The organism is Enterobacter sp. SA197, from assembly GCF_054131575.1.
This window is the reverse complement of sequence record NZ_CP096393.1, coordinates 2,139,081-2,162,462: the sequence shown is the minus strand read 5'-3', so window position 1 is coordinate 2,162,462 and position 23,382 is coordinate 2,139,081. Positions and strand designations below refer to the sequence as shown.

Annotated in this window: 24 protein-coding genes, 2 tRNA genes and 1 pseudogene; 15 read left to right on the top strand and 12 right to left on the bottom strand. The window is 53.1% G+C overall.

What is annotated here, in order from left to right:
- Positions 1–27: 27 nt before the first annotated feature.
- On the bottom strand, positions 28–924 hold the full coding sequence (locus tag M1D91_RS10010; protein ID WP_437430445.1) for an aldo/keto reductase: 897 nt from the start codon (positions 922–924) through the stop codon (positions 28–30).
- A 48-nt stretch (positions 925–972) separates the two neighbouring features.
- Positions 973–1,215 carry a DUF1289 domain-containing protein gene (locus M1D91_RS10005; RefSeq protein WP_437430444.1) on the bottom strand — a complete coding sequence of 81 codons (243 nt, stop codon included), beginning with the start codon at positions 1,213–1,215 and terminating at the stop codon, positions 973–975.
- A gap of 118 nt (positions 1,216–1,333) precedes the next feature.
- Between M1D91_RS10005 and M1D91_RS10000 the strand changes: the two genes are divergently transcribed.
- The 4 genes from M1D91_RS10000 to rnt all read left to right on the top strand — a co-directional run bounded on the left by M1D91_RS10000 (position 1,334) and on the right by rnt (position 4,311).
- On the top strand, positions 1,334–1,930 hold the full coding sequence (locus M1D91_RS10000; protein ID WP_437430443.1) for a TetR/AcrR family transcriptional regulator: 597 nt from the start codon (positions 1,334–1,336) through the stop codon (positions 1,928–1,930).
- A 53-nt stretch (positions 1,931–1,983) separates the two neighbouring features.
- Positions 1,984–3,078, top strand: a complete 1,095-nt coding sequence (locus M1D91_RS09995) for an alkene reductase (protein ID WP_437430442.1) — start codon at positions 1,984–1,986, stop codon at positions 3,076–3,078.
- Between the two features lie 84 nt (positions 3,079–3,162).
- Positions 3,163–3,570, top strand: coding sequence for a lactoylglutathione lyase (gene gloA, locus M1D91_RS09990; protein WP_437430441.1), 408 nt, complete (start codon positions 3,163–3,165; stop codon positions 3,568–3,570).
- A 90-nt stretch (positions 3,571–3,660) separates the two neighbouring features.
- The gene (rnt, locus tag M1D91_RS09985; protein WP_437430440.1) at positions 3,661–4,311 is read left to right on the top strand and encodes a ribonuclease T; all 651 of its coding nucleotides are present in this window, start codon (positions 3,661–3,663) and stop codon (positions 4,309–4,311) included.
- 41 nt (positions 4,312–4,352) lie between these two features.
- Here rnt and grxD read toward each other — a convergent pair whose 3' ends face one another.
- Positions 4,353–4,700, bottom strand: coding sequence for a monothiol glutaredoxin 4 (gene grxD, locus M1D91_RS09980; protein ID WP_437430439.1), 348 nt, complete (start codon positions 4,698–4,700; stop codon positions 4,353–4,355).
- 335 nt (positions 4,701–5,035) lie between these two features.
- Between grxD and M1D91_RS09975 the strand changes: the two genes are divergently transcribed.
- Positions 5,036–5,881, top strand: a complete 846-nt coding sequence (locus M1D91_RS09975) for a C40 family peptidase (RefSeq protein ID WP_437430438.1) — start codon at positions 5,036–5,038, stop codon at positions 5,879–5,881.
- A 73-nt stretch (positions 5,882–5,954) separates the two neighbouring features.
- Here the strand turns inward: M1D91_RS09975 and M1D91_RS09970 are convergent, their stop codons facing one another.
- Positions 5,955–7,124: an MFS transporter gene (locus M1D91_RS09970; RefSeq protein WP_437430437.1), complete on the bottom strand. Its 1,170-nt coding sequence runs from the start codon at positions 7,122–7,124 to the stop codon at positions 5,955–5,957.
- 169 nt (positions 7,125–7,293) lie between these two features.
- Entirely contained in the window at positions 7,294–7,383 is a 90-nt protein-coding gene (gene cydH / locus M1D91_RS09965) for a cytochrome bd-I oxidase subunit CydH (RefSeq protein ID WP_437430436.1), read from the bottom strand.
- A 297-nt stretch (positions 7,384–7,680) separates the two neighbouring features.
- Between cydH and purR the strand changes: the two genes are divergently transcribed.
- Positions 7,681–8,706 carry an HTH-type transcriptional repressor PurR gene (purR, locus tag M1D91_RS09960; RefSeq protein ID WP_437430435.1) on the top strand — a complete coding sequence of 342 codons (1,026 nt, stop codon included), beginning with the start codon at positions 7,681–7,683 and terminating at the stop codon, positions 8,704–8,706.
- 19 nt (positions 8,707–8,725) lie between these two features.
- Here purR and punR read toward each other — a convergent pair whose 3' ends face one another.
- Complete coding sequence (punR, locus tag M1D91_RS09955; RefSeq protein WP_437430434.1) at positions 8,726–9,637, bottom strand: DNA-binding transcriptional activator PunR; 912 nt, start codon at positions 9,635–9,637, stop codon at positions 8,726–8,728.
- Between the two features lie 112 nt (positions 9,638–9,749).
- On the opposite strand from punR, the gene punC reads away from it, so the two are divergent.
- Together punC and cfa are read left to right on the top strand one after the other, a co-directional pair.
- Positions 9,750–10,949, top strand: a complete 1,200-nt coding sequence (gene punC / locus M1D91_RS09950) for a purine nucleoside transporter PunC (RefSeq protein WP_437430433.1) — start codon at positions 9,750–9,752, stop codon at positions 10,947–10,949.
- A 291-nt stretch (positions 10,950–11,240) separates the two neighbouring features.
- Positions 11,241–12,389, top strand: coding sequence for a cyclopropane fatty acyl phospholipid synthase (gene cfa / locus M1D91_RS09945; RefSeq protein ID WP_437430432.1), 1,149 nt, complete (start codon positions 11,241–11,243; stop codon positions 12,387–12,389).
- A gap of 39 nt (positions 12,390–12,428) precedes the next feature.
- Here cfa and M1D91_RS09940 read toward each other — a convergent pair whose 3' ends face one another.
- The gene (locus tag M1D91_RS09940) at positions 12,429–13,073 is read right to left on the bottom strand and encodes a riboflavin synthase subunit alpha (RefSeq protein ID WP_437430431.1); all 645 of its coding nucleotides are present in this window, start codon (positions 13,071–13,073) and stop codon (positions 12,429–12,431) included.
- Positions 13,074–13,299: 226 nt separating this feature from the next.
- On the opposite strand from M1D91_RS09940, the gene mdtK reads away from it, so the two are divergent.
- The 7 genes from mdtK (at position 13,300) to M1D91_RS09905 (ending at position 18,559) form a co-directional block, all read left to right on the top strand.
- Positions 13,300–14,673, top strand: a complete 1,374-nt coding sequence (mdtK, locus tag M1D91_RS09935; RefSeq protein ID WP_437430430.1) for an MdtK family multidrug efflux MATE transporter — start codon at positions 13,300–13,302, stop codon at positions 14,671–14,673.
- A 151-nt stretch (positions 14,674–14,824) separates the two neighbouring features.
- Positions 14,825–14,901: transfer RNA gene (locus M1D91_RS09930), tRNA-Val, on the top strand.
- 9 nt (positions 14,902–14,910) lie between these two features.
- A tRNA-Val gene (locus M1D91_RS09925) sits at positions 14,911–14,987 on the top strand.
- A gap of 324 nt (positions 14,988–15,311) precedes the next feature.
- Positions 15,312–16,103: an inositol monophosphatase family protein gene (locus M1D91_RS09920; protein ID WP_437430429.1), complete on the top strand. Its 792-nt coding sequence runs from the start codon at positions 15,312–15,314 to the stop codon at positions 16,101–16,103.
- A gap of 255 nt (positions 16,104–16,358) precedes the next feature.
- The gene (gene ynhH, locus M1D91_RS09915; RefSeq protein ID WP_437430428.1) at positions 16,359–16,595 is read left to right on the top strand and encodes a protein YnhH; all 237 of its coding nucleotides are present in this window, start codon (positions 16,359–16,361) and stop codon (positions 16,593–16,595) included.
- 7 nt (positions 16,596–16,602) lie between these two features.
- Positions 16,603–18,015, top strand: coding sequence for a pyruvate kinase PykF (gene pykF, locus M1D91_RS09910; protein WP_437430427.1), 1,413 nt, complete (start codon positions 16,603–16,605; stop codon positions 18,013–18,015).
- Between the two features lie 307 nt (positions 18,016–18,322).
- Entirely contained in the window at positions 18,323–18,559 is a 237-nt protein-coding gene (locus tag M1D91_RS09905) for a major outer membrane lipoprotein (RefSeq protein WP_437430426.1), read from the top strand.
- Positions 18,560–18,625: 66 nt separating this feature from the next.
- Here M1D91_RS09905 and ldtE read toward each other — a convergent pair whose 3' ends face one another.
- The 5 genes and pseudogenes from ldtE to sufC all read right to left on the bottom strand — a co-directional run bounded on the left by ldtE (position 18,626) and on the right by sufC (position 23,375).
- Entirely contained in the window at positions 18,626–19,639 is a 1,014-nt protein-coding gene (ldtE, locus tag M1D91_RS09900) for a L,D-transpeptidase LdtE (protein WP_437430425.1), read from the bottom strand.
- Between the two features lie 97 nt (positions 19,640–19,736).
- On the bottom strand, positions 19,737–20,153 hold the full coding sequence (gene sufE / locus M1D91_RS09895; protein ID WP_437430424.1) for a cysteine desulfuration protein SufE: 417 nt from the start codon (positions 20,151–20,153) through the stop codon (positions 19,737–19,739).
- A gap of 11 nt (positions 20,154–20,164) precedes the next feature.
- On the bottom strand, positions 20,165–21,385 hold the full coding sequence (gene sufS, locus M1D91_RS09890; RefSeq protein ID WP_437430423.1) for a cysteine desulfurase SufS: 1,221 nt from the start codon (positions 21,383–21,385) through the stop codon (positions 20,165–20,167).
- Positions 21,382–22,654, bottom strand: a pseudogene (sufD, locus tag M1D91_RS09885) (Fe-S cluster assembly protein SufD). Before sufD ends, sufS begins: the two are co-directional and overlap by 4 nt.
- Positions 22,629–23,375 (bottom strand): Fe-S cluster assembly ATPase SufC, encoded by a 747-nt coding sequence (gene sufC / locus M1D91_RS09880; protein WP_437430421.1) that lies wholly within the window; start codon positions 23,373–23,375, stop codon positions 22,629–22,631. The pseudogene sufD and the gene sufC overlap by 26 nt, the downstream one beginning before the upstream one ends.
- Positions 23,376–23,382: the final 7 nt, after the last annotated feature.

Below are 23,382 nucleotides of genomic sequence, written 5' to 3'. Positions count from 1 at the left end.
TCACCGGAGCGTTAGCCTGTTCGGCAGTTAAGGCACATCATAACCCAGCGCGGCTTTGCGAATGCGGAACCACTGCTGACGTGTCATGTTGAGGCTCTCTGCCACCAGCGCGGCGTGCACACGTTCAATTTTGCCGGAGCCGATAATGGGCAGCGGTTGTGACGGCAGGCGCATCACCCAGGCGTACACCACCTGCTCAATGCTTCCTGCATTGAGCTCCTGCGCCACCTGCGCCAGCTCATCCCGAAGCGGCTGGAATTGTGCATCATTGAACAAACGGCCCCCGCCAAGGCAGGACCAGGCCATAGGGCGAATACGTAATTGTTGAAGCTGGTCGAGGGTGCCGTCCAGTAACAGTGGCTGATGCACCGGCGAGATCTCTACCTGATTAGTGGTCAGGGTAAACGGCAGCCGTGACTGCAACAGCGCGAACTGAGCCGGGGTAAAGTTTGATACCCCGAAGTGACTCACTTTGCCGCTCTGATGGAGATGAAGGAACGCTTCCGCCACCTCGTCAGCATCCATCAGGGGATCCGGGCGATGAATAAGCAGTAAATCCAGATTATCGGTTGCCAGATGCGTGAGGGACTGCTCGGCGCTGGCAATAATGTGGTCACGATCGGTGATGTAATGACCGATGGTATTTTCTTTACGGGCGGTCGTTGCTATGCCGCATTTGGTGACAATCTCCATGCGGCTGCGCAGGTGTGGCGCGAGTTTCAGCGCCTCGCCAAAGGCCGCTTCGCACTGATAGCCGCCATAAATGTCGGCATGATCGACGGTCGTGACGCCTGTGTCCAGATGCGCTTCAATAAAACTCACCAGCTGGCGTGCTGACATATTCCAGTCCATCAACCGCCAGTAGCCCATCACGAAACGGGAGAAGGTAGGACCTTGGGGTGCAAGGGTAATTCGCTGAACCATAACCACTTCCTCAACAATAATTTCAGCTGAGTATACGCATTTCTGAGGTTAAAACAGTGAAGGCTGCTCAGGATCTTCAGGAGGTGGGGTTTTGTTCGCACGCAATTTGCGCAGCAGACGTTGGCGACACAGCCGCAGAACCTCCTGCTTTTGGGCGTCACTCATGCTTTGCCAGTTAAAGCGCTCATCGCGGCTGCGCATACAGCCACGGCAAAATCCCCGTTCGTCCGACTGGCATATTCCCCGGCACGGGCTTTGAACGGGGAAAAACTCCAGTTGCTCTGCCACCACTCACCTCTCATTTTGCTCGCTTACCCTTATTGAAGACCCCCTGCTGCTAACCTGCAAGGCCATAAGGGCAACTATTGCTACTTGCACCAGACCGATCGGTCTAGTAGAGTGCCTTCCTATGAGCAGAAACAGCGAACATGATACCCGCGAACACCTCCTTGCCACCGGCGAGCAACTTTGTATGCACCGGGGATTTACCGGGATGGGGTTGAGCGAATTACTGAAAACGGCGGAGGTGCCTAAGGGCTCTTTCTACCACTATTTTCGCTCAAAAGAGGCGTTTGGCGTGGCGTTGCTTGAACGTCACTATGCGGCTTACCATCAACGACTGGCAGACCATTTTGCCCACGGTGAGGGGAATTATCGCGATCGTCTTCTGGCCTATTATCGTCACACGCTGGTGCAGTTCTGCTCGCAGGGCATTATCAGCGGTTGCCTGACTGTAAAACTGTCCGCCGAGGTGTGCGATCTCTCCGAAACCATGCGCTCGGCGATGGATAAAGGGGCAAGCCAGATTATCGCTCTGCTGGCAAGCGCACTGGAGAAAGGGCGCGAGGAAAAATGCCTGGCGTTTTCAGGCGACGCGCAAACCCAGGGGCAGGTGCTCTATTCGCTGTGGCTTGGCGCAAATTTACAGGCCAAGATTTCGCGCAGTGCAGTGCCGCTGGAAAGCGCGCTGGACCATGCGCAGACCATTATTGCAGCGCCTGTGTGACAGGCGTTTTTATTTAAACTTTTACTAGTCGACCGGTCTATTCAGGAGAACATATGTCCAGTAACGTGTTTACCCCGTTAAAAGTTGGCGCTATTACCACGCCAAACCGCGTGTTTATGGCGCCCCTGACGCGCTTGCGCAGCATTGAGCCGGGCGATATTCCTACTCCTCTCATGGCGGAATACTATCGTCAACGCGCCAGCTCCGGCTTAATCATCAGCGAAGCGACCCAGATTTCAGCCCAGGCGAAAGGGTATGCGGGTGCGCCTGGTCTGCATAGTCCGGAGCAGATCGCCGCATGGAAAAAAATCACCGCCGGCGTCCATGCTGAGAATGGCCGTATCGCGGTGCAGCTCTGGCACACTGGCCGTATTTCCCACCACACGCTTCAGCCTGGTGGCCAGGCACCCGTTGCGCCTTCTGCCATCGCGGCAGGGACTCGTACCTCTCTGCGCGATGCTAATGGCAACCCGACCCGCGAAGAGACGTCAGTACCACGCGCGCTGGAGACCCGCGAGATCCCAGGCATTGTTGATGATTTCCGTCAGGCCGTCGTTAATGCACGTGAAGCCGGTTTCGACCTCGTCGAACTGCACTCTGCTCATGGCTACCTGCTTCACCAGTTCCTCTCCCCGTCGGCCAACCAGCGTACCGATCAGTATGGCGGCAGCGTTGAAAATCGTGCCCGTCTGGTGCTGGAAGTAGTGGATGCGGTGAGTAAAGCGTGGAGTGCCGATCGTATCGGGATTCGTGTCTCGCCGATTGGTACCTTCCAGAACACGGACAATGGTCCTGATGAAGAAGCCGATGCGCTCTATCTGATTGAAGAGTTAGGTAAGCGCGGCATTGCCTATCTGCATATGTCCGAGCCAGACTGGGCTGGCGGTCAGCCTTACAGCGACGCCTTCCGCGAGAAAGTTCGTGCGCGTTTTAAGGGCCCCATTATCGGTGCCGGTGCCTATACGCTGGAAAAAGCCGAGGACCTGATTAGCAAAGGATTGATCGATGCCGTGGCATTCGGACGCGACTATATCGCTAACCCCGATCTGGTTGAACGACTGAAACATAAAGCTGAACTTAACCCGCAGCGCCCGGAAACCTTTTATGGCGGTGGCGCGGAAGGTTATACCGATTACCCCTCTTTATAATCCCTCGATTGATAGCGGCGAGGATCCGCCGCTATACTAAAACTCTGTTTCGAATGAGAATTCACCTACACAAAAGAGGATATTATGCGCTTTCTCCATACCATGCTTCGCGTCAGCGACCTGCAGCGTTCCATTGATTTTTATACCAAAGTGATGGGCATGTCCCTGCTGCGCACCAGTGAAAATCCGGAATACAAATACTCGCTGGCCTTTGTGGGTTACGGCCCGGAATCGGAAACCGCAGTGCTGGAACTGACTTATAACTGGGGCGTCGACAGCTATGAGCTGGGTACCGCCTATGGTCACATCGCGCTGGAGGTCGATAATGCGGCCGAGGCCTGCGAGCGTATTCGTCAGAATGGCGGCAATGTGACCCGCGAAGCCGGACCGGTAAAAGGTGGCACCACGGTTATCGCCTTTATCGAAGATCCTGATGGCTACAAGGTAGAGCTGATCGAAGCCAAAGATACCGGACGCGGTCTGGGTCATTGATCTTAACGGGCGCAACGGCGCCCGTTGTTTTACATCCCTTCCTAAAATTTGCCATAATGCGCTGCCATTTTTCCACACCAAGAGACTCAGATGTCCGACAATGCTCAACTCACCGGTCTGTGCGACCGTTTTCGCGGTTTTTACCCTGTAGTTATCGATGTTGAAACCGCCGGGTTTAACGCCAGAACGGATGCGTTGCTGGAAGTCGCGGCGATTACCCTGAAAATGGATGCAGAAGGTTGGTTACTGCCTGACGAGACCCTGCACTTTCACGTTGAGCCTTTTGAAGGGGCCAATCTGCAGCCTGAAGCGCTGGCCTTTAACGGTATTGACCCGGCCAACCCATTGCGGGGTGCGATAAGCGAGTACGACGCGCTGCATGCCATTTTCAAAATGGTGCGTAAGGGGATAAAAGAGACTCACTGCAACCGTGCCATTATGGTGGCGCACAATGCTACCTTTGATCATAGCTTTATGATGGCTGCCGCTGAGCGCGCCTCGCTTAAACGTAACCCGTTTCACCCCTTTGTGACTTTTGATACCGCCTCTCTCAGCGGGCTGGCACTGGGACAGACCGTACTGTCTAAGGCATGTGGTGCTGCCGGTCTTGATTTTGATACGGCTCAGGCCCACTCGGCACGCTACGACACTGAACAGACCGCGCTGCTTTTTTGCGAAATAGTGAATCGCTGGAAGCGACTCGGCGGCTGGCCACTTCCGTCCGTCGACGTACCGGCATAAAAAAAGCGACCCTCGGGTCGCTTTTTTTTTGTGCGCGGAAATTACTCTGCGCCCGGCTCTTCAGATTTGTACTTCGCAGCCGTTTCTTTGATCAACTGCTGCAGCTCGCCGCGTTGATACATTTCGATGATGATGTCGCAACCACCAACCAGCTCACCGTCAACCCACAGCTGAGGGAATGTCGGCCAGTTAGCGTATTTCGGCAGTTCAGCACGAATATCCGGATTCTGCAGGATATCCACGTAAGCAAAGCGTTCACCACAGGCGGAAAGCGCCTGAACAGCCTGTGCGGAGAAACCGCAGCTAGGCAGCTTCGGAGAACCTTTCATGTACAACAGAATGGGATTCTCACCAATTTGGGTCTGGATTTTTTCAAGGGTAGTGCTCATTGTCTTGCTTCCTTCAACTTCTCGGCAGATAACTGTCATTGTAACGGTTCGGACAAGCAACAGAAAATAACATTTTGTTCACCAGTCATTATTTTATCGTCTGATGGTAAAAGATGCAGGGTTAAGAGCATTTATCGCCTGTTTTAGCGCTGCATCAGTTTAACAATTGAGCGACATAGCAGCATAACTGGTGATTTTTTTTGCGCTTGCTAACGAAACAGAGTTTAGATGCAAAAACCCTATTAACTTTTGTGCTTTTTATAGATTAGAATCGACGCGGTTCTAAATCACACGCAAGCATGATTGCATGCCTGCACTTTTCAGGGGATTGCTCAGTGGCGCGAATTAACACAGCTTCAATCACGCTCTGTGCTTTGTTGTTCGCCACGCTCACGTTTACACCGCTTGCCACTGCTTCCGAGCAGACCCGAGGCTCGGCTGTACACAAAACACACGTGGTGAAAGCATCCGAACGTAAGAAAAATAGCCCGAAAGAAAAGACGACAAAGAAAAGCAGTGGCACGACTTCCAGGGTAACGGCAAAAGCCGAAAACAAAAAATCAGCAACAGCCAGGAAAACACCGTCGTCCGGCAAAAAGAACGTCAGCACTAAGACCAGCAAGAATACTTCCCGCCATAGTAAATCCAGCAAGGCTCCAGCCACCGTTGTCGCTATGACGGAAAAATGCACGAAGCGTAAAGGACACAAAGCGCAGTGCGTAAAAGTCAAAGGCAGTAAACCTCTCACCCTTTCAGAAGCACATAAAGTCCGTGTCCAGAAAGTTCAGAAAACAGCAATGTCAAAACTGATGAATCAGATTGGCAAGCCTTATCACTGGGGCGGCACCTCCCCGATGACCGGATTTGATTGCAGCGGGTTGGTTTATTACGCCTATAAAGATCTGGTTAAGTTCCGCATCCCTCGCACTGCCAATGAAATGTATCACCTGCGCGATGCTTCACCGGTTAACGTTGCAGAACTCGAAAGTGGCGACCTCGTATTTTTCCGCACCCAGGGCCGTGGTACGGCCGATCATGTTGGTGTTTACGTAGGTAACGGCAAGTTCATCCAGTCTCCACGCAGCGGTCAGGACATCCAGATAACCTCGCTCAGCGAGGATTACTGGCAACGCCATTACGTTGGCGCACGCCGCGTTGTCACACCCAAGACTATTCGCTAGCGCATCATCTGCGCGGTAAAGGTCTTTCCATCCATGACAAAAAAAGCAGGCGGACACTCCGCCTGCTTTTTTATTACTCCACAGCAACGCAGGTGCGACGCGGCGAATTCCTGCCTGATAACCACACCAGTAATAAGGCCAGACCCGCAATCACCGCGCCGGCCACTGGTACAAACGCATAACCTGCGCCCGCTGAAATAACCCCACCGCCAGCGGCCGCACCGAGTGCGTTACCTAAATTGAAGGCACCAATATTCACCGAGGATGAAAGGCCCGGCGCCTCATGGGCGACACGCATCACCCGCATTTGCAGCGGCGGCACAATCGCAAAGGTCGCCGCTCCCCACACGACCATACTGATAGCGGCACCAACTTCGCTGCGTGCCAGCCACGGAATGGCAACCATAATGGCGATAAGCAGCATCAGGAAGCCTTTCAGCGTACCGGTTACCGACCGGTCAGCCAGCCTGCCGCCGAGATAGTTGCCCAGCGAAAAGCCAATACCAATCAGCACCAGCATCGCGGTAATGAAGGCGGGCCCGGCGCCAGCAATACTGTGAAGCACCGGGGAGATGTAGGTATAGAGGGTGAACATTGCTCCCGCACCAAGCACGGTCGTAAGCAGTGCCGATACCACCTGCGGGCGCATCAGAACCGCCAGCTCTTTGCGCACGTCAGGTCGCTCACCGGCAGTGCCTTTTGGCAAAGAGAAATACAAACTGACCATGGCAACAATGCCAAGTCCCGCCGTGGCGAGGAATGACATACGCCAGCCAATGGTTTCACCAAGCCAGGTGGCCGCAGGGACACCGCCAATATTGGCAATGGTCAGTCCCATAAACATGGTGGCAACCGCGCTGGCCTGCTTCTCCTTTGCCACCACGCTCGCCGCCACCACCGACCCAAGCCCGAAAAAGGCGCCGTGGTTGAGGCTGGTAATAATTCGCGAGAGCATCAACGTGGTGTAATCGGGCGCAATGGCGGATAACACATTGCCCAGCGTGAAGATTGCCATCAGAAAGATTAACGCATTACGACGCGCGCGATGCGAAAGCAGCAGCGTCATTAGCGGCGCCCCCACCATTACCCCTATTGCATAGGCGCTTATCAGCATCCCTGCCGCTGGAATCGACACATCGACACCACGGGCAATGACGGGCAGAAGTCCCATCGGGGAGAATTCCGTCGTACCGATGCCGAAAGCGCCAATCGCCAGGGCAAGCAGTGGATAATTAATTTTCATGTTTTATACGCTCCGGAAATGCCGTGTCGTCGGGCGACACCGTCACAGAAGGCAAAAGTATGACATTAATCACAAAAAACAGCAGTCAATGAATCGCGAAAAGAGAATTGCTGGGGAGGGAATAATCGAAGGGGAAACAGCGAGGGAGCTCGCGCTCCCTCGGGGTAAATCAGTTCAGAGCGGCAGTCATTGCGCCTGCAACAATCAGAGCAAGGACAACAACGGTAGTCATTAAAGAAAACTTCAGGTCGGTACTCATCAATTTTTCTCCTTTTTTAAATCCCCACAAAAAGTGAGATAGCGCATTTTTGCATAAATAAACGTAAAAATCTTGCAGGAATTAGATTGATATACGTTTTACCTCTTCCCCTTTTGTTCAAGATAAGACAAAATTCGACGCTAAATTTATTAGCGTACCGGCCATTGACTCCCCTCCTGACGTTCAGTGTCTTTTTCCCGGCGTAAGTTTCCCCTCGCGCGGCGAAAGGGTGAAGGCAGGCAAACGTTTACCTTATGTATTTTCAGGAGCTTATGATATGGCATGGAGTGACATCTGATGGCAACGATTAAAGACGTAGCGAAGCGAGCAAACGTTTCCACCACAACCGTATCACATGTAATTAACAAGACGCGTTTCGTGGCTGAAGAGACACGAAATGCCGTGTGGGCTGCAATTAAAGAGCTTCACTACTCGCCGAGTGCCGTCGCCCGTAGCCTGAAAGTGAATCACACCAAATCCATTGGTCTGCTGGCGACCAGCAGTGAAGCGGCCTATTTTGCCGAGATTATTGAAGCCGTTGAGAAAAATTGCTTCCAGAAAGGGTATACCCTTATCCTCGGCAATGCGTGGAATAACTTTGAAAAGCAAGGGGCTTACCTGTCGATGATGGCGCAAAAGCGTGTCGACGGTTTGCTGGTCATGTGTTCTGAATACCCGGAATCCCTGCTTACGATGCTCGGCGAATATCGTCACATCCCAATGGTGGTGATGGACTGGGGTGAAGCAAAAGCCGACTTCACGGATACCGTTATCGATAACGCGTTCGAAGGCGGCTACATGGCCGGTCGTTATCTGGTTGAACGTGGTCATCGTGATATTGGCGTCATCCCAGGGCCACTTGAGCGCAATACGGGCGCGGGCCGCCTGGCGGGTTTCATGAAGGCAATGGAAGAAGCGCACATCAGCGTACCGGAACACTGGATTGTCCAGGGTGATTTTGAACCGGAATCGGGCTATCGCGCCATGCAGCAAATCCTCACCCAGTCTTCACGCCCTACGGCGGTATTCTGCGGCGGTGACATTATGGCGATGGGGGCACTCTGCGCGGCGGATGAAATGGGGCTGCGGGTGCCGCAGGATATTTCGGTGATCGGTTATGATAATGTGCGTAACTCACGGTATTTTACCCCCTCGCTCACCACTATCCATCAGCCGAAGGATTCGCTCGGAGAGACCGCATTCAATATGCTGCTCGATCGTATTGTGAATAAACGCGAAGTTTCTCAGTCCATTGAAGTTCACCCGCGTCTGATAGAACGTCGTTCGGTCGCTGACGGTCCGTTCCGCGACTACCGCCGTTAATCCCCTCCGTGGGGGCCGGTTAATCCTGCTCCCACAGCCATTCCCGGTTTAGCGTTTCACTGTCTCCCAGGTAATTCAGCAGCCAGTCCAGTGCCGGCGAGGCATCGTTTTGCTGCCAGGTCAGGCAGCAGGCAGCATCGGGGAATGGATTTTCGAGCGTAAGCGCCACCCACTCTCCTTTATCGAGCCACGGGCGCGCAAAATGCGCTGGCACCATGCCAACACACAGACCGGCGGAAAGACACGCCGCAGAAGACTCCCAGTCCGGCGCCACCACCCGTTTCTGGTTGTCCAGAAGCCAGGTTATGCGCTTGGGCAGGGAACGGGACGTGTCTTCACGCACCAGGGAAGGCCAGTTGCGCAATGTCTCGTCACTCAGCGGTGCGGCCATCTGCACCAGGGGATGGTGGCTTGCCACCACACACTTCCAGCTCAGCATGCCCATATCACGAAACGCGTAACGCCCTCCGACCGGGATCGCCTGGGTCGCGCCGATCGCCAGTTCCACCCTCCCGTCTGCCAGGGCATCCCAGACCCCATTAAAGACCTCCTGAAAGACGATCAGCTCAACATCGCAAAAATGGCGGTAGAAGTCGACTATCATCTGGCGGGTCCGCTCCGGCTTAACGATATTATCCACCGCAATAGCCAGCTGCCCGCGCCAGCCGTTGGCAATTTGCTGACACTGTTGTCGGGTGATCTGCATTTTTTTGATAACAGAACGCCCTTCTTTGAGAAATAACGCGCCAGCGGGGGTTAATTCGACATCCCGATGACGACGCTGAAACAGCTCAACGGCGAGCCATTCCTCCAGCTGACGTACGGTATAGCTCACCGCCGACGGTACCCGATGCAGTTCCTGCGCTGCACCACTAAAACTGCCATTACGTGCCACCGCATCAACGACTTCAAGTGAATATTCTGACCACATAGTCTGCCTGCAAAAAATTTGAAACCAGTGCGCAAATATTAGCGTTTCACAAGCTGACTTTCACTCCCTAGACTCTGTTTCCCTGTTTACCTGCATAAAAAGAGATAGTGCCATGCAACCAGGAAAAGGATTTTTAGTCTGGCTGGCGGGATTAAGCGTACTGGGCTTTCTTGCTACAGACATGTACCTCCCTGCTTTCGCTGATATTCAGCAAGATTTAAACACGTCGGCAGCAGTGGTCAGCGCGACGCTGAGCCTGTTCCTTGCAGGCTTTGCCGTGGCTCAGCTTGTCTGGGGGCCGTTATCCGATCGCTACGGGCGCAAACCCATTCTGCTCAGTGGCCTTACCATTTTTGCCTTTGGCTGTCTGGGCATGATCTGGGTTGAGGATGCCCGCTGGCTGCTGGCACTGCGTTTCATACAGGCCATCGGCGTCTGTGCTGCTGCAGTGACCTGGCAAGCGCTGGTGACCGACCACTATCCGGCGCAGCGCACTAACCGCATTTTTGCGACCATTATGCCCCTGGTTGGGTTATCTCCCGCCCTGGCCCCCCTGGTAGGAAGCTGGATCCTTGCACATTTTTCCTGGCAGGCAATTTTTGCTACCCTCTTCGCCATTACTGTTTTGCTGATGCTGCCTGCGCTGCGTCTGCGTTCCGTTACGCAGAAGGTAGCCGTGGATGCCAGTCCCGTCACCTTCGTCACACTGCTGCGTGACAAAGCATACCGTGGCAATGTGCTTATTTATGCGGCCTGCTCCGCCAGCTTTTTTGCATGGCTGACAGGTTCACCTTTTATCCTTCACGAAATGGGTTACGGTCCTGCCATTATTGGCCTGAGCTATGTCCCGCAAACCATCGCCTTTCTGGTTGGCGGATACAGTTGCCGCTGGGCGCTGCAAAAATGGTCGGGCGCGCGTCTGCTGCCGTGGTTGCTCTGGGTCTTTGCCTTCAGTGTGACGGCGACCTGGGCTGTTGGCTTGTTCCCTGAAGCGTCACTTACTGCGTTGTTGGTCCCCTTCTGTCTGATGGCCGTCGCGAACGGAGCGATTTACCCCATCGTTGTGGCACAGGCGTTGCGCCCTTTCCCGCACGCCACGGGGCGCGCCGCCGCGCTGCAAAATACGCTCCAGCTGGGATTGTGTTTTGTTGCAAGTCTGGTGGTGTCGGCACTTATTGCGTTTCCGCTTCTGGCGACCACCAGCGTGATGTTAGCCACGGTTTTACTGGCGGCGCTGGGGTTTGTCATGCAACGTCAGGCTGGGGCGCAACGTCATCATACTGACGGTCTGAAAACCTCAACGCAGGCCTGATAACTGCCGCGACTATGTGAAAACTATGTGATTAGTTTGCTAAGGATTTTTGGTTGAATCAGCCGATGTTGAGGCCTATACTCATTTTCGGCTGTACTAAAATAAAATTATGCAAGCGTTAACGGGAGCCGGATTGCTCCCGTTTCACCATGGATGGCCTTTCTGGCAAGGGTTATCTCCCTTCCTCTGTTCTACGTCGGATTTCAGCCTCACGGTTTAACCGTGATATTTCTCATACCCCATAAGCGGCAACGCTTCTGGCGGAATTCACTTGCAGGTGATGGAGAAGTTATGAGTTCATCGTGTATAGAAGAAATTGGCGTACGGGATGATAACTGGTTCCGTATAGCAAGCGAGCTATTGAGTCGTGCTGGTGTTCAGGTTAACGGCTCAGCGGCATCAGATATCCAGGTCAAGCATCCGGATTTTTTTAAACGTGTGTTACAGGAGGGGTCGCTTGGGCTTGGGGAAAGTTATATGGACGGCTGGTGGGAGTGTGACCGGCTGGACACTTTTTTCACCAAAGTACTGCGTGCCGGGCTTGAAAATCAACTACCGCACCATCTGAAAGATACGTTACGTATTGCCGGGGCAAGATTATTTAATCTGCAAACCAAAAAACGGGCATGGATTGTAGGTAAAGAGCATTACGATCTGGGTAACGATCTTTTTACCCGCATGCTGGACCCGCAGATGCAATACTCTTGCGCCTACTGGAAAGATGCCACCTCTCTTGAGGAGGCGCAAATCGCCAAACTGACCCTGATTTGTGAAAAACTCGCGCTTGCGCCCGGCATGCGTGTACTGGATATCGGTTGTGGCTGGGGTGGACTGGCGCAATTTATGGCACAGCGGTACGGCGTAAGCGTGGTGGGCGTAACCATTTCAGCAGAACAGCAGAAAATGGCGCAGGCGCGCTGTGCAGGACTTGATGTGGATATCCGCCTTCAGGATTATCGTGATCTTAATGAACAGTTTGATCGCATCGTCTCCGTGGGCATGTTTGAACATGTTGGCCCTAAAAACTACGCCACCTTTTTTGCCGTGGTGGACAGTAATCTTAAGCCCGATGGTTTATTTCTTCTGCATACCATCGGCTCGAAAAAAACCGACCTTAGTGTTGACCCCTGGATAGACCGGTATATTTTTCCCAACGGCTGCCTGCCGTCAGTACGTCAAATTGCCACGGCCAGTGAGTCACATTTTATTATGGAAGACTGGCACAATTTTGGCGCGGATTACGATAAGACCCTGATGGCGTGGTATGAGCGCTTCCTGAATAGCTGGCCTGAAATAGCAGATAACTACTCTGAACGCTTTAAACGTATGTTTAGTTACTATCTTAATGCCTGCGCCGGTGCATTTCGCGCGCGGGATATTCAGCTCTGGCAGGTTGTCTTTAGTCGGGGCATCGCCAATGGCTTACGCGTAGCACGGTAATTAAAAATAAACCCCGAATTTTCGGGGTTTATTATTTTTTCACTCTTCGGTAGTCATGGCCCGAACCGCCGCCGCTTCTTTAGCAGCCAATACACGTTCAACCGTATCCACCACCGCTTGCGTCTGCGGGTCGATCTCAATATTTACCCGATGCCCTAACTTCTTGGCCCCCAGGGTAGTGCGTTGCAGCGTCTCGGGGATCAGGTAGACACAAAACCGTGTTGCGGTCACCTCTCCCACCGTCAGGCTGATACCGTCAATACCGATAAACCCTTTATAAAGGATGTACTTCATCAAGGTAGGATCCTGGACTTTGAACCAGATCTGACGATTATTTTCTGAGGTGAGAATTTTGGAGATTTCAGCGGTCGTCATAATATGACCCGACATCAGGTGTCCACCGATTTCATCACTGAATTTCGCGGCGCGCTCTACATTCACTACGTCACCCACCGCCAGTTCGCCCAGGTTAGTAATACGTAGCGTCTCTTTCATTAAATCGAAACTAATATGGCTACCATTAATATCCGTCACGGTCAGGCAACAGCCATTGTTAGCAATTGACGCCCCCGTCTCAATTCCTTCCAGCATATGCTCAGGTAATTCGACAACGTGCGTGCGAAAATTCGGTTTATCATCGACAGACACCAGTTTTGCCGTGCCCTGTACAATACCAGTAAACATGCCACCACTCCTGTATTTCATATTCACGGCCTTAGCCGTTGCTCGATGCACAATAACAGGTGAAAATTCATGTTGCCAGTCCCGGCACCTCGCCAACTGTTTTTTCACTAGATAATTAGCCAATCCCCGCTACAATAGTCTGGCTAATTCCCCTGCTCCTCCTCTTGCTGCCAGTTAAGGCGGCGTTTTTTATCTCTCCAATAACAACAATATATAGGTGTTCGCAGTGCAGAAGTACTTCACAGAAGCGCGCCAGTTATTAGCACTGGCTATCCCGGTGATGATTGCGCAAATCGCCCAAACCGCGATGGGATTCGTCGATACCGTAATGGCTGGTGGCTACAGCGCCACCGATATGGCCGCCGTCGCTATCGGGACCTCCATCTGGCTTCCGGCAATTCTCTTTGGTCATGGCCTTTTACTGGCGCTCACTCCGGTGATTGCGCAACTGAACGGCTCCGGACGACGCGAGCGTATCGCTCATCAGGTGCGACAGGGTTTCTGGCTCGCCGGACTGGTGTCGGTGCTGATCATGATAGTGCTATGGAACGCCGGGCATATCATTCACGCCATGCATAACATCGATCCTCTGCTTGCGGAGAAAGCGGTTGGTTATCTTCGCGCGTTGCTCTGGGGTACACCAGGCTATCTCTTTTTCCAGGTTGCCCGTAACCAGTGTGAAGGGCTCGCAAAAACCAAACCGGGTATGGTGATTGGTTTTCTCGGCCTGCTGGTTAACATTCCTGTTAATTATGTATTTATCTATGGGCACTTCGGCATGCCTGAACTGGGGGGCGTCGGGTGCGGTGTGGCAACGGCAGCAGTGTACTGGGTGATGTTCGCTTGTATGCTCTCGTATGTTAAGCGCGCCGGATCAATGCGGGACATTCGTAATGAAGCGTCTTTCGGCAAGCCTGACCTCACTGTATTAACCCGCCTGGTGCAACTGGGGCTGCCTATTGCACTGGCACTGTTTTTTGAAGTCACCTTGTTTGCGGTGGTGGCACTTCTGGTATCCCCGCTTGGCATCGTTGACGTGGCAGGGCATCAGATTGCCCTTAATTTCAGTTCCTTGATGTTTGTTCTGCCGTTATCACTTGCCGCCTCGGTGACTATCCGGGTGGGGTATCGCCTTGGCCAGGGTTCAACGCTTGATGCGCAAACAGCGGCCCGAACTGGCCTTGGTGTCGGGGTTTGTCTTGCGGTCATCACAGCCATCTTTACCGTGTCGCTGCGAGAACATATCGCCCTGCTCTATAACGATAACCCTGCGGTGATTACGCTTGCCTCGCAACTGATGATGCTGGCGGCCATTTATCAGATCTCTGATTCTATTCAGGTGATAGGTAGCGGCATTTTACGTGGCTATAAAGATACCCGTTCCATCTTTTTTATTACGTTTATCGCCTATTGGGTGTTGGGATTACCCTCTGGCTACGTACTGGCGTTAACTGATCTGGTCGTCCACCGCATGGGACCTGCGGGTTTCTGGATGGGCTTCATCATTGGGCTGACCTCTGCGGCCATTATGATGATGCTTCGAATGCGCTTCCTGCAACGTCAGCCATCGGCGACGATATTACAACGCGCTGCACGCTAAACCCTTTGTGGCCGCCCGGTGGCGGCTACTTTCTCTCCACTTTGCGCAGTTGTTCCGCAATCGCGTGAAATCAGGAAGAAAATTGCCATTTTCTGCTTGCCACATCTGCGCCCTGCCGCTAATATTCGTCCCCGTTGTCAGGCACAACAATGCGTTCATAGCTCAGTTGGTTAGAGCACCACCTTGACATGGTGGGGGTCGTTGGTTCGAGTCCAATTGAACGCACCATTCCTCAGTGCGTCCGTAGCTCAGTTGGTTAGAGCACCACCTTGACATGGTGGGGGTCGGTGGTTCGAGTCCACTCGGACGCACCATTTCATGTAGTACTCTTAGTTATTTTCTGAAAATTCCGGCGAATGCCCACCCTCTTCTTTTATTAATCAGAAAGCCTTACACGCTTGATGCCCGTATTCCTTATCCAGGCCGCTACTCCCCTCTACTGCCCGTTTACGCTCAGCCGCTTAAGTACACCCAACCATGTTATCGAACGTGTGCACCAGCGCGCCCTTTTGCGCACCGCCCACTCTGTTTGTCGGCGAATGAAACGCGCCGGGGTTGAACACGTGCAGGGAAAAATGCAATATCGAGCATGATCGAGCACATTCACGCTCACCGGTACATTCAATAAGGATATGTTTATGACCCTGCCTCTGCCTACAGTGAGCTTTCTGCATGAACTTGCTGATGCCGCTGACAAACAAACCCTGCCACGTTTTCGCTCGCAAATGAATCTGCACGTCGGCAGCAAACCGAAGGAAGGTTACCGTTTCGACCCGGTAACCGATGCCGATCGTGAAGCCGAACGGGCAATGCGCGACATCATTACCCGATGCTACCCGGAACATTCCATTATGGGAGAAGAGTTCGGTACAACGGGCACCGGCCCGCTGCAATGGGTGCTCGATCCAGTGGACGGCACGCGGCCATTTCTCTGTGGGCTGCCGGTCTGGGGAACCTTGATTGGTCTGACCGTTGAGGGACACGGCACGCTCGGTATGATGGGGCAACCTTTTACCGGTGAGCGGTTCTGGGCAGATGGTAAAACGTCATGGCGCAACGGACCGCAGGGACTTGCGCAACTGCATTCCCGAAAGGAGATCCCGCTTCATCAGGCCATTTTACACACGACTTCCCCGGAACCCATCAGTAAAACGCCCGACGTCAACTTTGCTGAACTCGACGAGCGAGCCCTGATGACGCGCTATGGTGGCGAATGTTACGCCATGGCCATGCTGGCTGCAGGGCAGATAGACCTGTGTCTGGAGTACTCCCTGCAACCTTACGATATTGTGGCGTTGATCCCCGTTATCGAGCAGGCAGGCGGCATCGTCACCACATTAAGCGGTGGCCGTCCTGAGCTGGGTGGAACTATTCTTGCCTCTGGTTGCCCCCGTCTGCATGAGGAAGCTCTGCGCATCCTCAACAGCTAAATCGGTTAAGCGCATTAGGTTTTTTTTGTAAGCCCTGAGGACGGTTTTGCCAGCACAATCGGTTAAAACCGTTATTTATACCAGGCTTATGTCGATGAAGGCCCTGTTTCACAGGCAGAAGCCAGGGAATCCCGTCAATCCCCTGAATTTAAATTTGTGCTAACTTAACACGTTGATAACACATCGTTGTGAAACTGCACAGAAGCGTTTTGAAACAGCGTTTTCATTTTCCTTTTACCTCTTTTTCGTCGTATAATGGGGCCCTATTCACTCTTGAATGGTTTCAGCTCATTGAACTGTAAATATCTCTCATCACATCGCTGTCTATCCGGTTGGGCTGAAACAGACGCACACTTTATTACTCTGCACGCTTTTTTGATGTCACCTATTCTTAACCAGTGGCATCGCAATTTTCGCACTACAGGCTTTACTCCGGCGCGTAACGCTCACCGGAACATAATTTCTAAATCCCTCTCTCAACTTAAAGATTAAAACTGTCATGAAAAAGACCAAAATTGTTTGCACCATCGGTCCGAAAACCGAATCCGAAGAGATGTTGACCAAAATGCTGGACGCTGGCATGAACGTAATGCGTCTGAACTTCTCTCACGGCGACTATGCTGAACACGGTCAGCGCATCCAGAACCTGCGCAACGTGATGAGCAAAACCGGTAAAAAAGCGGCGATTCTGCTGGACACTAAAGGTCCGGAAATCCGCACCATCAAGCTGGAAGGCGGTAATGACGTCGCGCTGAAAGCAGGCCAGACCTTCACCTTCACCACCGATAAAACCGTTGTGGGTAACAACGAAACCGTAGCCGTGACTTATGCAGGCTTCACTGAAGATCTGCAGGTTGGCAACACGGTTCTGGTCGACGATGGTCTGATCGGCATGGAAGTGACCGCCATCGAAGGTAACAAGGTTATCTGTAAGGTCCTGAACAACGGCGATCTGGGCGAAAACAAAGGTGTTAACCTGCCAGGCGTTTCTATTGCGCTGCCGGCGCTGGCTGAAAAAGATAAGCAAGACCTTATCTTCGGTTGCGAGCAAGGCGTGGATTTCGTTGCAGCATCCTTCATCCGTAAACGTTCTGACGTAGAAGAAATTCGTCAGCATCTTAAAGCGCATGGCGGTGAAAACATTCAGATCATCTCCAAAATTGAAAACCAGGAAGGCCTCAACAACTTTGACGATATCCTCGAAGCGTCTGATGGCATCATGGTTGCGCGTGGTGACCTGGGCGTTGAAATCCCGGTTGAGGAAGTCATTTTCGCGCAGAAAATGATGATCGAAAAATGCATCCGCGCGCGCAAAGTGGTTATCACCGCCACGCAGATGCTTGACTCAATGATCAAAAACCCGCGCCCTACCCGCGCAGAAGCCGGTGACGTTGCCAACGCCATCCTGGACGGCACCGATGCCGTTATGCTCTCCGGGGAATCCGCGAAAGGTAAATATCCGCTGGAAGCCGTCTCCATTATGGCAACCATCTGCGAACGTACTGACCGCGTGATGACCAGCCGTCTGGACTTCAACAATGACAGCCGCAAACTTCGCATCACTGAAGCCGTGTGCCGTGGCGCAGTTGAAACCGCTGAAAAACTGGATGCTCCGCTGATCGTTGTTGCGACCCAGGGTGGTAAATCAGCCCGTGCGGTACGTAAATACTTCCCGGATGCTACCATTCTGGCCCTGACCACTAACGAGACCACCGCTCGCCAGCTTGTGCTAAGCAAAGGCGTGGTAGCGCAGCTGGTGGAAGAAATCGCCTCTACGGATGACTTCTATCGTCTGGGCAAAGAGCTGGCCGTACAGAGCGGTCTGGCGCAGAAAGGAGACGTGGTGGTGATGGTTTCCGGCGCACTGGTTTCCAGCGGCACCACCAATACCGCATCCGTCCACGTTCTGTAATAATTCCTGGACGATTTTCCGTGATTAAAAAAGCGCCTGAGGGCGCTTTTTTTATTTTCGTGCCTCGGGTATGAATAAATTGCAAATCGGATTTCACTATTTAAACCAGGTATTATCTAAGATGAATCCGATGGAAGCTTGCTGTTTTATCACACTTTTTTTAACGTTTTATTCAAAGTAGGTGGTTCTTTGAGCGAACGATCAAAATTAAGTGGATTCCCATCAAAAAAATATTCTCAACATAAAAAACTTTGTGTAATACTTGTAACGCTACATGGAGATTAACTCAATCTAGAGGGTATTTATAATGAATCGTACTAAACTGGTACTGGGCGCGGTAATCCTGGCTTCTACTCTGCTGGCTGGTTGCTCCAGCAATGCAAAAATCGATCAGCTGTCTTCTGACGTTCAGACTCTGAACGCTAAAGTTGACCAGCTGAGCAACGACGTGAACGCAATCCGTTCCGACGTTCAGGCTGCTAAAGACGACGCAGCACGCGCTAACCAGCGTTTGGACAACCAGGCTACTAAATACCGTAAGTAATAGTACCTGTGTTGAAATGGCGCACTTTGTGCGCCATTTTTTTTATCTCTCTTCTGCCTTTTCAACTCATTGCGTAGCCATTGCACCCTCATCTTCATCACTGACCGCTTTTGTCGCGCTGTTCTGTACAGAGACAACACCCTGGCTAACAACCTGTTCATTTTTAGTAACCGGAATAGCGACCGGGTAACCCGCACGGCGATTAAGCGCCTTCTCAATTGATGCTCTGTCTGCCCCTCCCTGTTCAATAGCCCCACTAAGCGTGGCAGAGAACGCGATAGGCAGCGTCTGCGGATCCTCTTCCAGCGTCTGCGACAGTGGCCGGTGAACTTCAATGTAGTGACGACCGTCCGGCTCCACGGCATATTTCACCGGCTCATTGACGATAGCGACACGCGTGCCCGTTGAAACCTGCGAAAACAGGGTTTCGATGTCTGCCGCATTCATTCGCATACAACCCGAGCTTGCGCGCAGCCCAATGCTGTCCGGCGCATTGGTGCCATGAATCAGGTACTCACCATTTCCGATACCCAGGCGCAACGCAAAGCGTCCCAGCGGGTTGTTTGGCCCGGCTGGCACAACCGGTGGCAGCGTGATGCCGTTGGCCAGTGAACGCGCCCGGATTCCGGCCGTTGGGGTCCAGGTAGGATTCGGGATCTTCTGGCTCACACGCGTGATGCTGACGGGGGTTTCAAGCCCCTGCTGCCCGATGCCCAACGGGAAGACCTGTACAATGTTCTTACCCGGTGGATAGTAATAGAGCCGCAGTTCAGCAAGGTTTACGACTATCCCGTCCCGCGGTGTATCCGGCAGGAGCATCTGCGAAGGTATAGTCACCACCGTACCCGGCCCCGGAACCGGCGCAATAGTGTTATTGGCGGCCAGTATCAGCATCGCCCCGGTATCAAAGCGACGAGCGATAGCCTGAAGATTTTTATCTCCTGCCTGCACGGTGTAGGTCTGGTTTTGCCCGATGAGTCGACTGCCTTCAGGAGGAAGGGGATAATCTACGGCCCAGGCGTTCTGAATGGCGCTGTACGCGCCGATAAGACTTATTATGAGTAGAGACGCGCGTTTCATGCTAATACTCCTGTATTCACGGCAGAGGCCGAATGCTGAAAAACCAGCGAGGCAGTTAAACCACCTCGCGTCACAGGATGAAAGCTGTCTTTGAAGTTTAGCTAATGTTGGCCGCTTTGTTGCGTATCGCGCGAATCATTGCTTCAAGCCCTTGCGAACGCGAAGGCGTGAGGTGTTGAGTCAGGGACATTTGTTCAAACCAGGGACGCACATCAAAGGCCTGAATATCCTGCGGCGTCATCTGTTGATAAAGAATGAACACGACCGCTATCAGCCCTTTTACAATGGCCGCGTCGCTGTCTCCGGCCAGTTCAATGACACCATTCTCATTACGGTGCATCACAATCCACACCTGGCTTTGACAACCCTGAATAATGTTTTCCGGGTTATGTGCGCTTTCTTCCAGGGGGGCTAATCGTTGGCCCAGTTCAATAATATAAAGATACTTCTCTTCCCAGTTGGCGCAACGCCCAAAATTTCGCAGGAGCTTTTCTCTGTCCGGTAATACAGCCATTTTCGCCTCTCTTAGCCCAGCAACTGATGAATACGTTTCAGGCCAGCCACCAGACGATCCACCTCTTCTTCCGTGTTGTACATCACAAGCGATGCGCGGCACATCGCCGGTACGTTGTAAAAGTCCATCAACGGCATCGCACAATGGTGTCCTGTACGCACGGCAACACCATAATTATCCAGGAAACTCCCGACATCATAAGCGTGGTGTTTGCCAAGATTGAACGCAATTACCCCCAGCCGGTGCGCGGGACCGTACACCTTAAGGTCTGGTACCTCCTGGAGTGCCTTTAACGCATAATCCATCAGCGATTGCTCGTAACGGGCGATATTCTCCAGACCCAGTGCGCTGACATACTCAATAGCGGCACCCAGTCCAATAATCCCGGCGGTATTGGGGGTTCCGGCTTCAAAACGCCACGGCGCTTTAGCGTAGGTCGTCCCTTTGGTAAGGCTGACGGTTGCGATCATCGCCCCGCCACCTTCCCACGGTGGCATAGCCTGCAGGATAGCGTCCTTAACATACAAAACGCCAATGCCGGTAGGCCCGTACAGTTTATGCCCGGAGAAGACGTAAAAGTCGCAATCCAGGGCCTGAACATCAATCTGGTGATGCATTACCGCCTGGGCGCCATCCACCAGCACTTTCGCGCCATACTCATGGGCAAGGGCAGTCATTTCAGCAACCGGGTTCTCCGTGCCAAGCACGTTTGAAACCTGCGTGATTGCCAGCAGCCGGGTACGCTCATCAAAGAGACCTCGCAGAGTATCCAGTTGCAGCGTGCCGTCCTGGTTAAGGGGGATGACGCGCAGTTGTGCGCCCACGCGCTCACACAACATCTGCCACGGCACAATATTCGCGTGATGCTCCATGGCGCTGATGATGATGTTATCGCCGGCCCCGACCTGGCTCTCACCCCAGCTATTGGCTACCAGGTTTATCCCTTCGGTAGTACCACGGACAAACACCAGCTCTTCCGGCAACCGCGCATTGACGAAGGCCGCAATCTGTTCACGCACCTTTTCCATACGCTGGGTGGCTTCAGCGCTGAGCGTATGGATGCCCCGGTGAACAGCAGCATAGCCCTGGCGGTAAAACTCCGCTTCGGCATCAATGACCTGCGCAGGTTTTTGCGCACTTGCGGCGCTGTCAAGGTACGCCAGCGGCACGCCATTAACCTCACGCGTCAGAACTGGAAAGTCGGCGCGTACGCTGTCAACGGAAATACTCATGCTATGCCTCCCGCAAGGCGTTGCCCGATACGGGCCAGCACCTGCTGCCTGAGCACCTCATCGCTGACGGCTTCGGTAAGCTCAGCGGCAAAGGCGTAAATAATCATCTGTTGAGCGGCCTGCGCATCAATACCGCGTGAGCGCAGATAGAACATCTGCTCATCATCAATGCGGCCGATGGTCGCCCCGTGACTGCATTTCACATCATCCGCATAAATTTCAAGCTGCGGCTTGGTATCGACTTCTGAAAGACGGCCCAGCAGCAGATTGTTGTTGGTCATCTGCCCGTCAGTTTTCAGCGCATGCTGCGCTACGTTAATGAGACCATTAAAGACCGCACGGCCCTTATCATTCACGATAGTTTTGTGAAGCTGGCGACTGTTGCAATACCCCTTGTTATGCTCAAGCCAGGTGCGGGTATCGCATACTTCGGATTTGACGGGCATTGCCAGACTGTTCATGCGCAGCGTGGTGTTTTTCGCCATTGAGCTGAGTGCTGGTGTTGTGACGCAGCACCGCACTGCCCAGCAGAAAACTGTGGCTGTCCGCTGATGCATCCTCTGCCAGACGAATGTCGTTATGGGCAAAGTGGTAGCTTTGCGGGTTCTCAAACGCCATTTTAAAATGGTGCAACTGCGCGTTCGCCGCCACGTCCATCGTAAAGCGGGCTCCGGTAAAGTGGCGCTGAGGGTTAAGACTGACGTAATGTTCGTACACGGTCGCCTCTGCCCCTTCCGCCAGCGAAATGTGGTGACGGTAGTGCGCAGTGTTCATCTCTTCGCCATCCACCCCTTGCGTTATATGCATCAGCAATAAGGTTTTAGCCGGACGCTGGTTGCGCGCTACCCGGATATGGGTCACCGTCTGCGCCAGACTCTCTGTCAGGTGCAGGAAAACATCCGGCTGAACGGGTGCAGCAAGCGGCTGACGGTCCTCGTTAATGGCTATCTCAAAGCCTGAGCCAGAAGTGTCATCGCTCAGCTCAGCATTGAAATAACCATCAACAAAGACCAGCCGCAACGCCTCCACTGGCAGAGCCAGCGCGGAGCATTCAGCCTCCGTCAGCGATCCGCTGCGGCTCACAAAGGCGTGATTGAGTAGCCCGTCGAGTGGGGTATATTTCCAGTTTTCATGCTTGCGGGTCGGCAAGCCCAGGCGCAAGAGCTGTTGAAAATGCTGCGAAGCCTCTTCAGACCGCGCGCCACCCTGCGCTTCAAAGAGGTGGTGCCACTGTTGCAGTGCGTTACTGCTGTTCGGTAAGCCAGCCATACCCCTGCTCCTCCAGTTGCTTAACCAGCGTGAAATCACCGGATTTGACGATACGGCCCTGATACAACACGTGCACGAAGTCTGGCTTGATGTAGTCCAGAATACGCTGATAGTGGGTGACAATGATAAATGAGCGCTGCGCATCGCGAAGCGAGTTCACCCCATCAGCCACGATTTTCAACGCATCAATGTCCAGACCCGAGTCAGTTTCATCAAGGATGCACAGATTCGGCTCCAGCACCGCCATCTGCAGGATGTCGTTACGCTTTTTCTCGCCGCCCGAAAAACCCACGTTGACCGAGCGGGTCAGCAAATCTTCCGGCATTTTAAGCAGCTTGATTTTCTCTTCCATCAAATCCTGGAAGTCGAACCGATCCAGTTCATCCTGATTACGGTATTTGCGCACGGCATTAAGCGCGGTTTGCAGGAAAAACTGATTACTGACACCAGGGATCTCCACCGGGTACTGGAAGGCCATGAATACCCCTTCACCGGCTCTCTCTTCAGGGGAGAGCGCCAGTAAATCTTTACCGTGGTACTCCACGCTTCCGCCGGTGACTTCGTAATCTTCACGACCGGCAAGCGTGGCCGACAGCGTACTTTTACCAGAGCCATTTGGCCCCATGATGGCGTGCACTTCCCCCGGGCGAACCTCCAGGCTCAGGCCCCGCAGAATCTCTTTATCTTCAACGCTAACCTGCAGGTCTTTAATACTTAACATGTTTGTT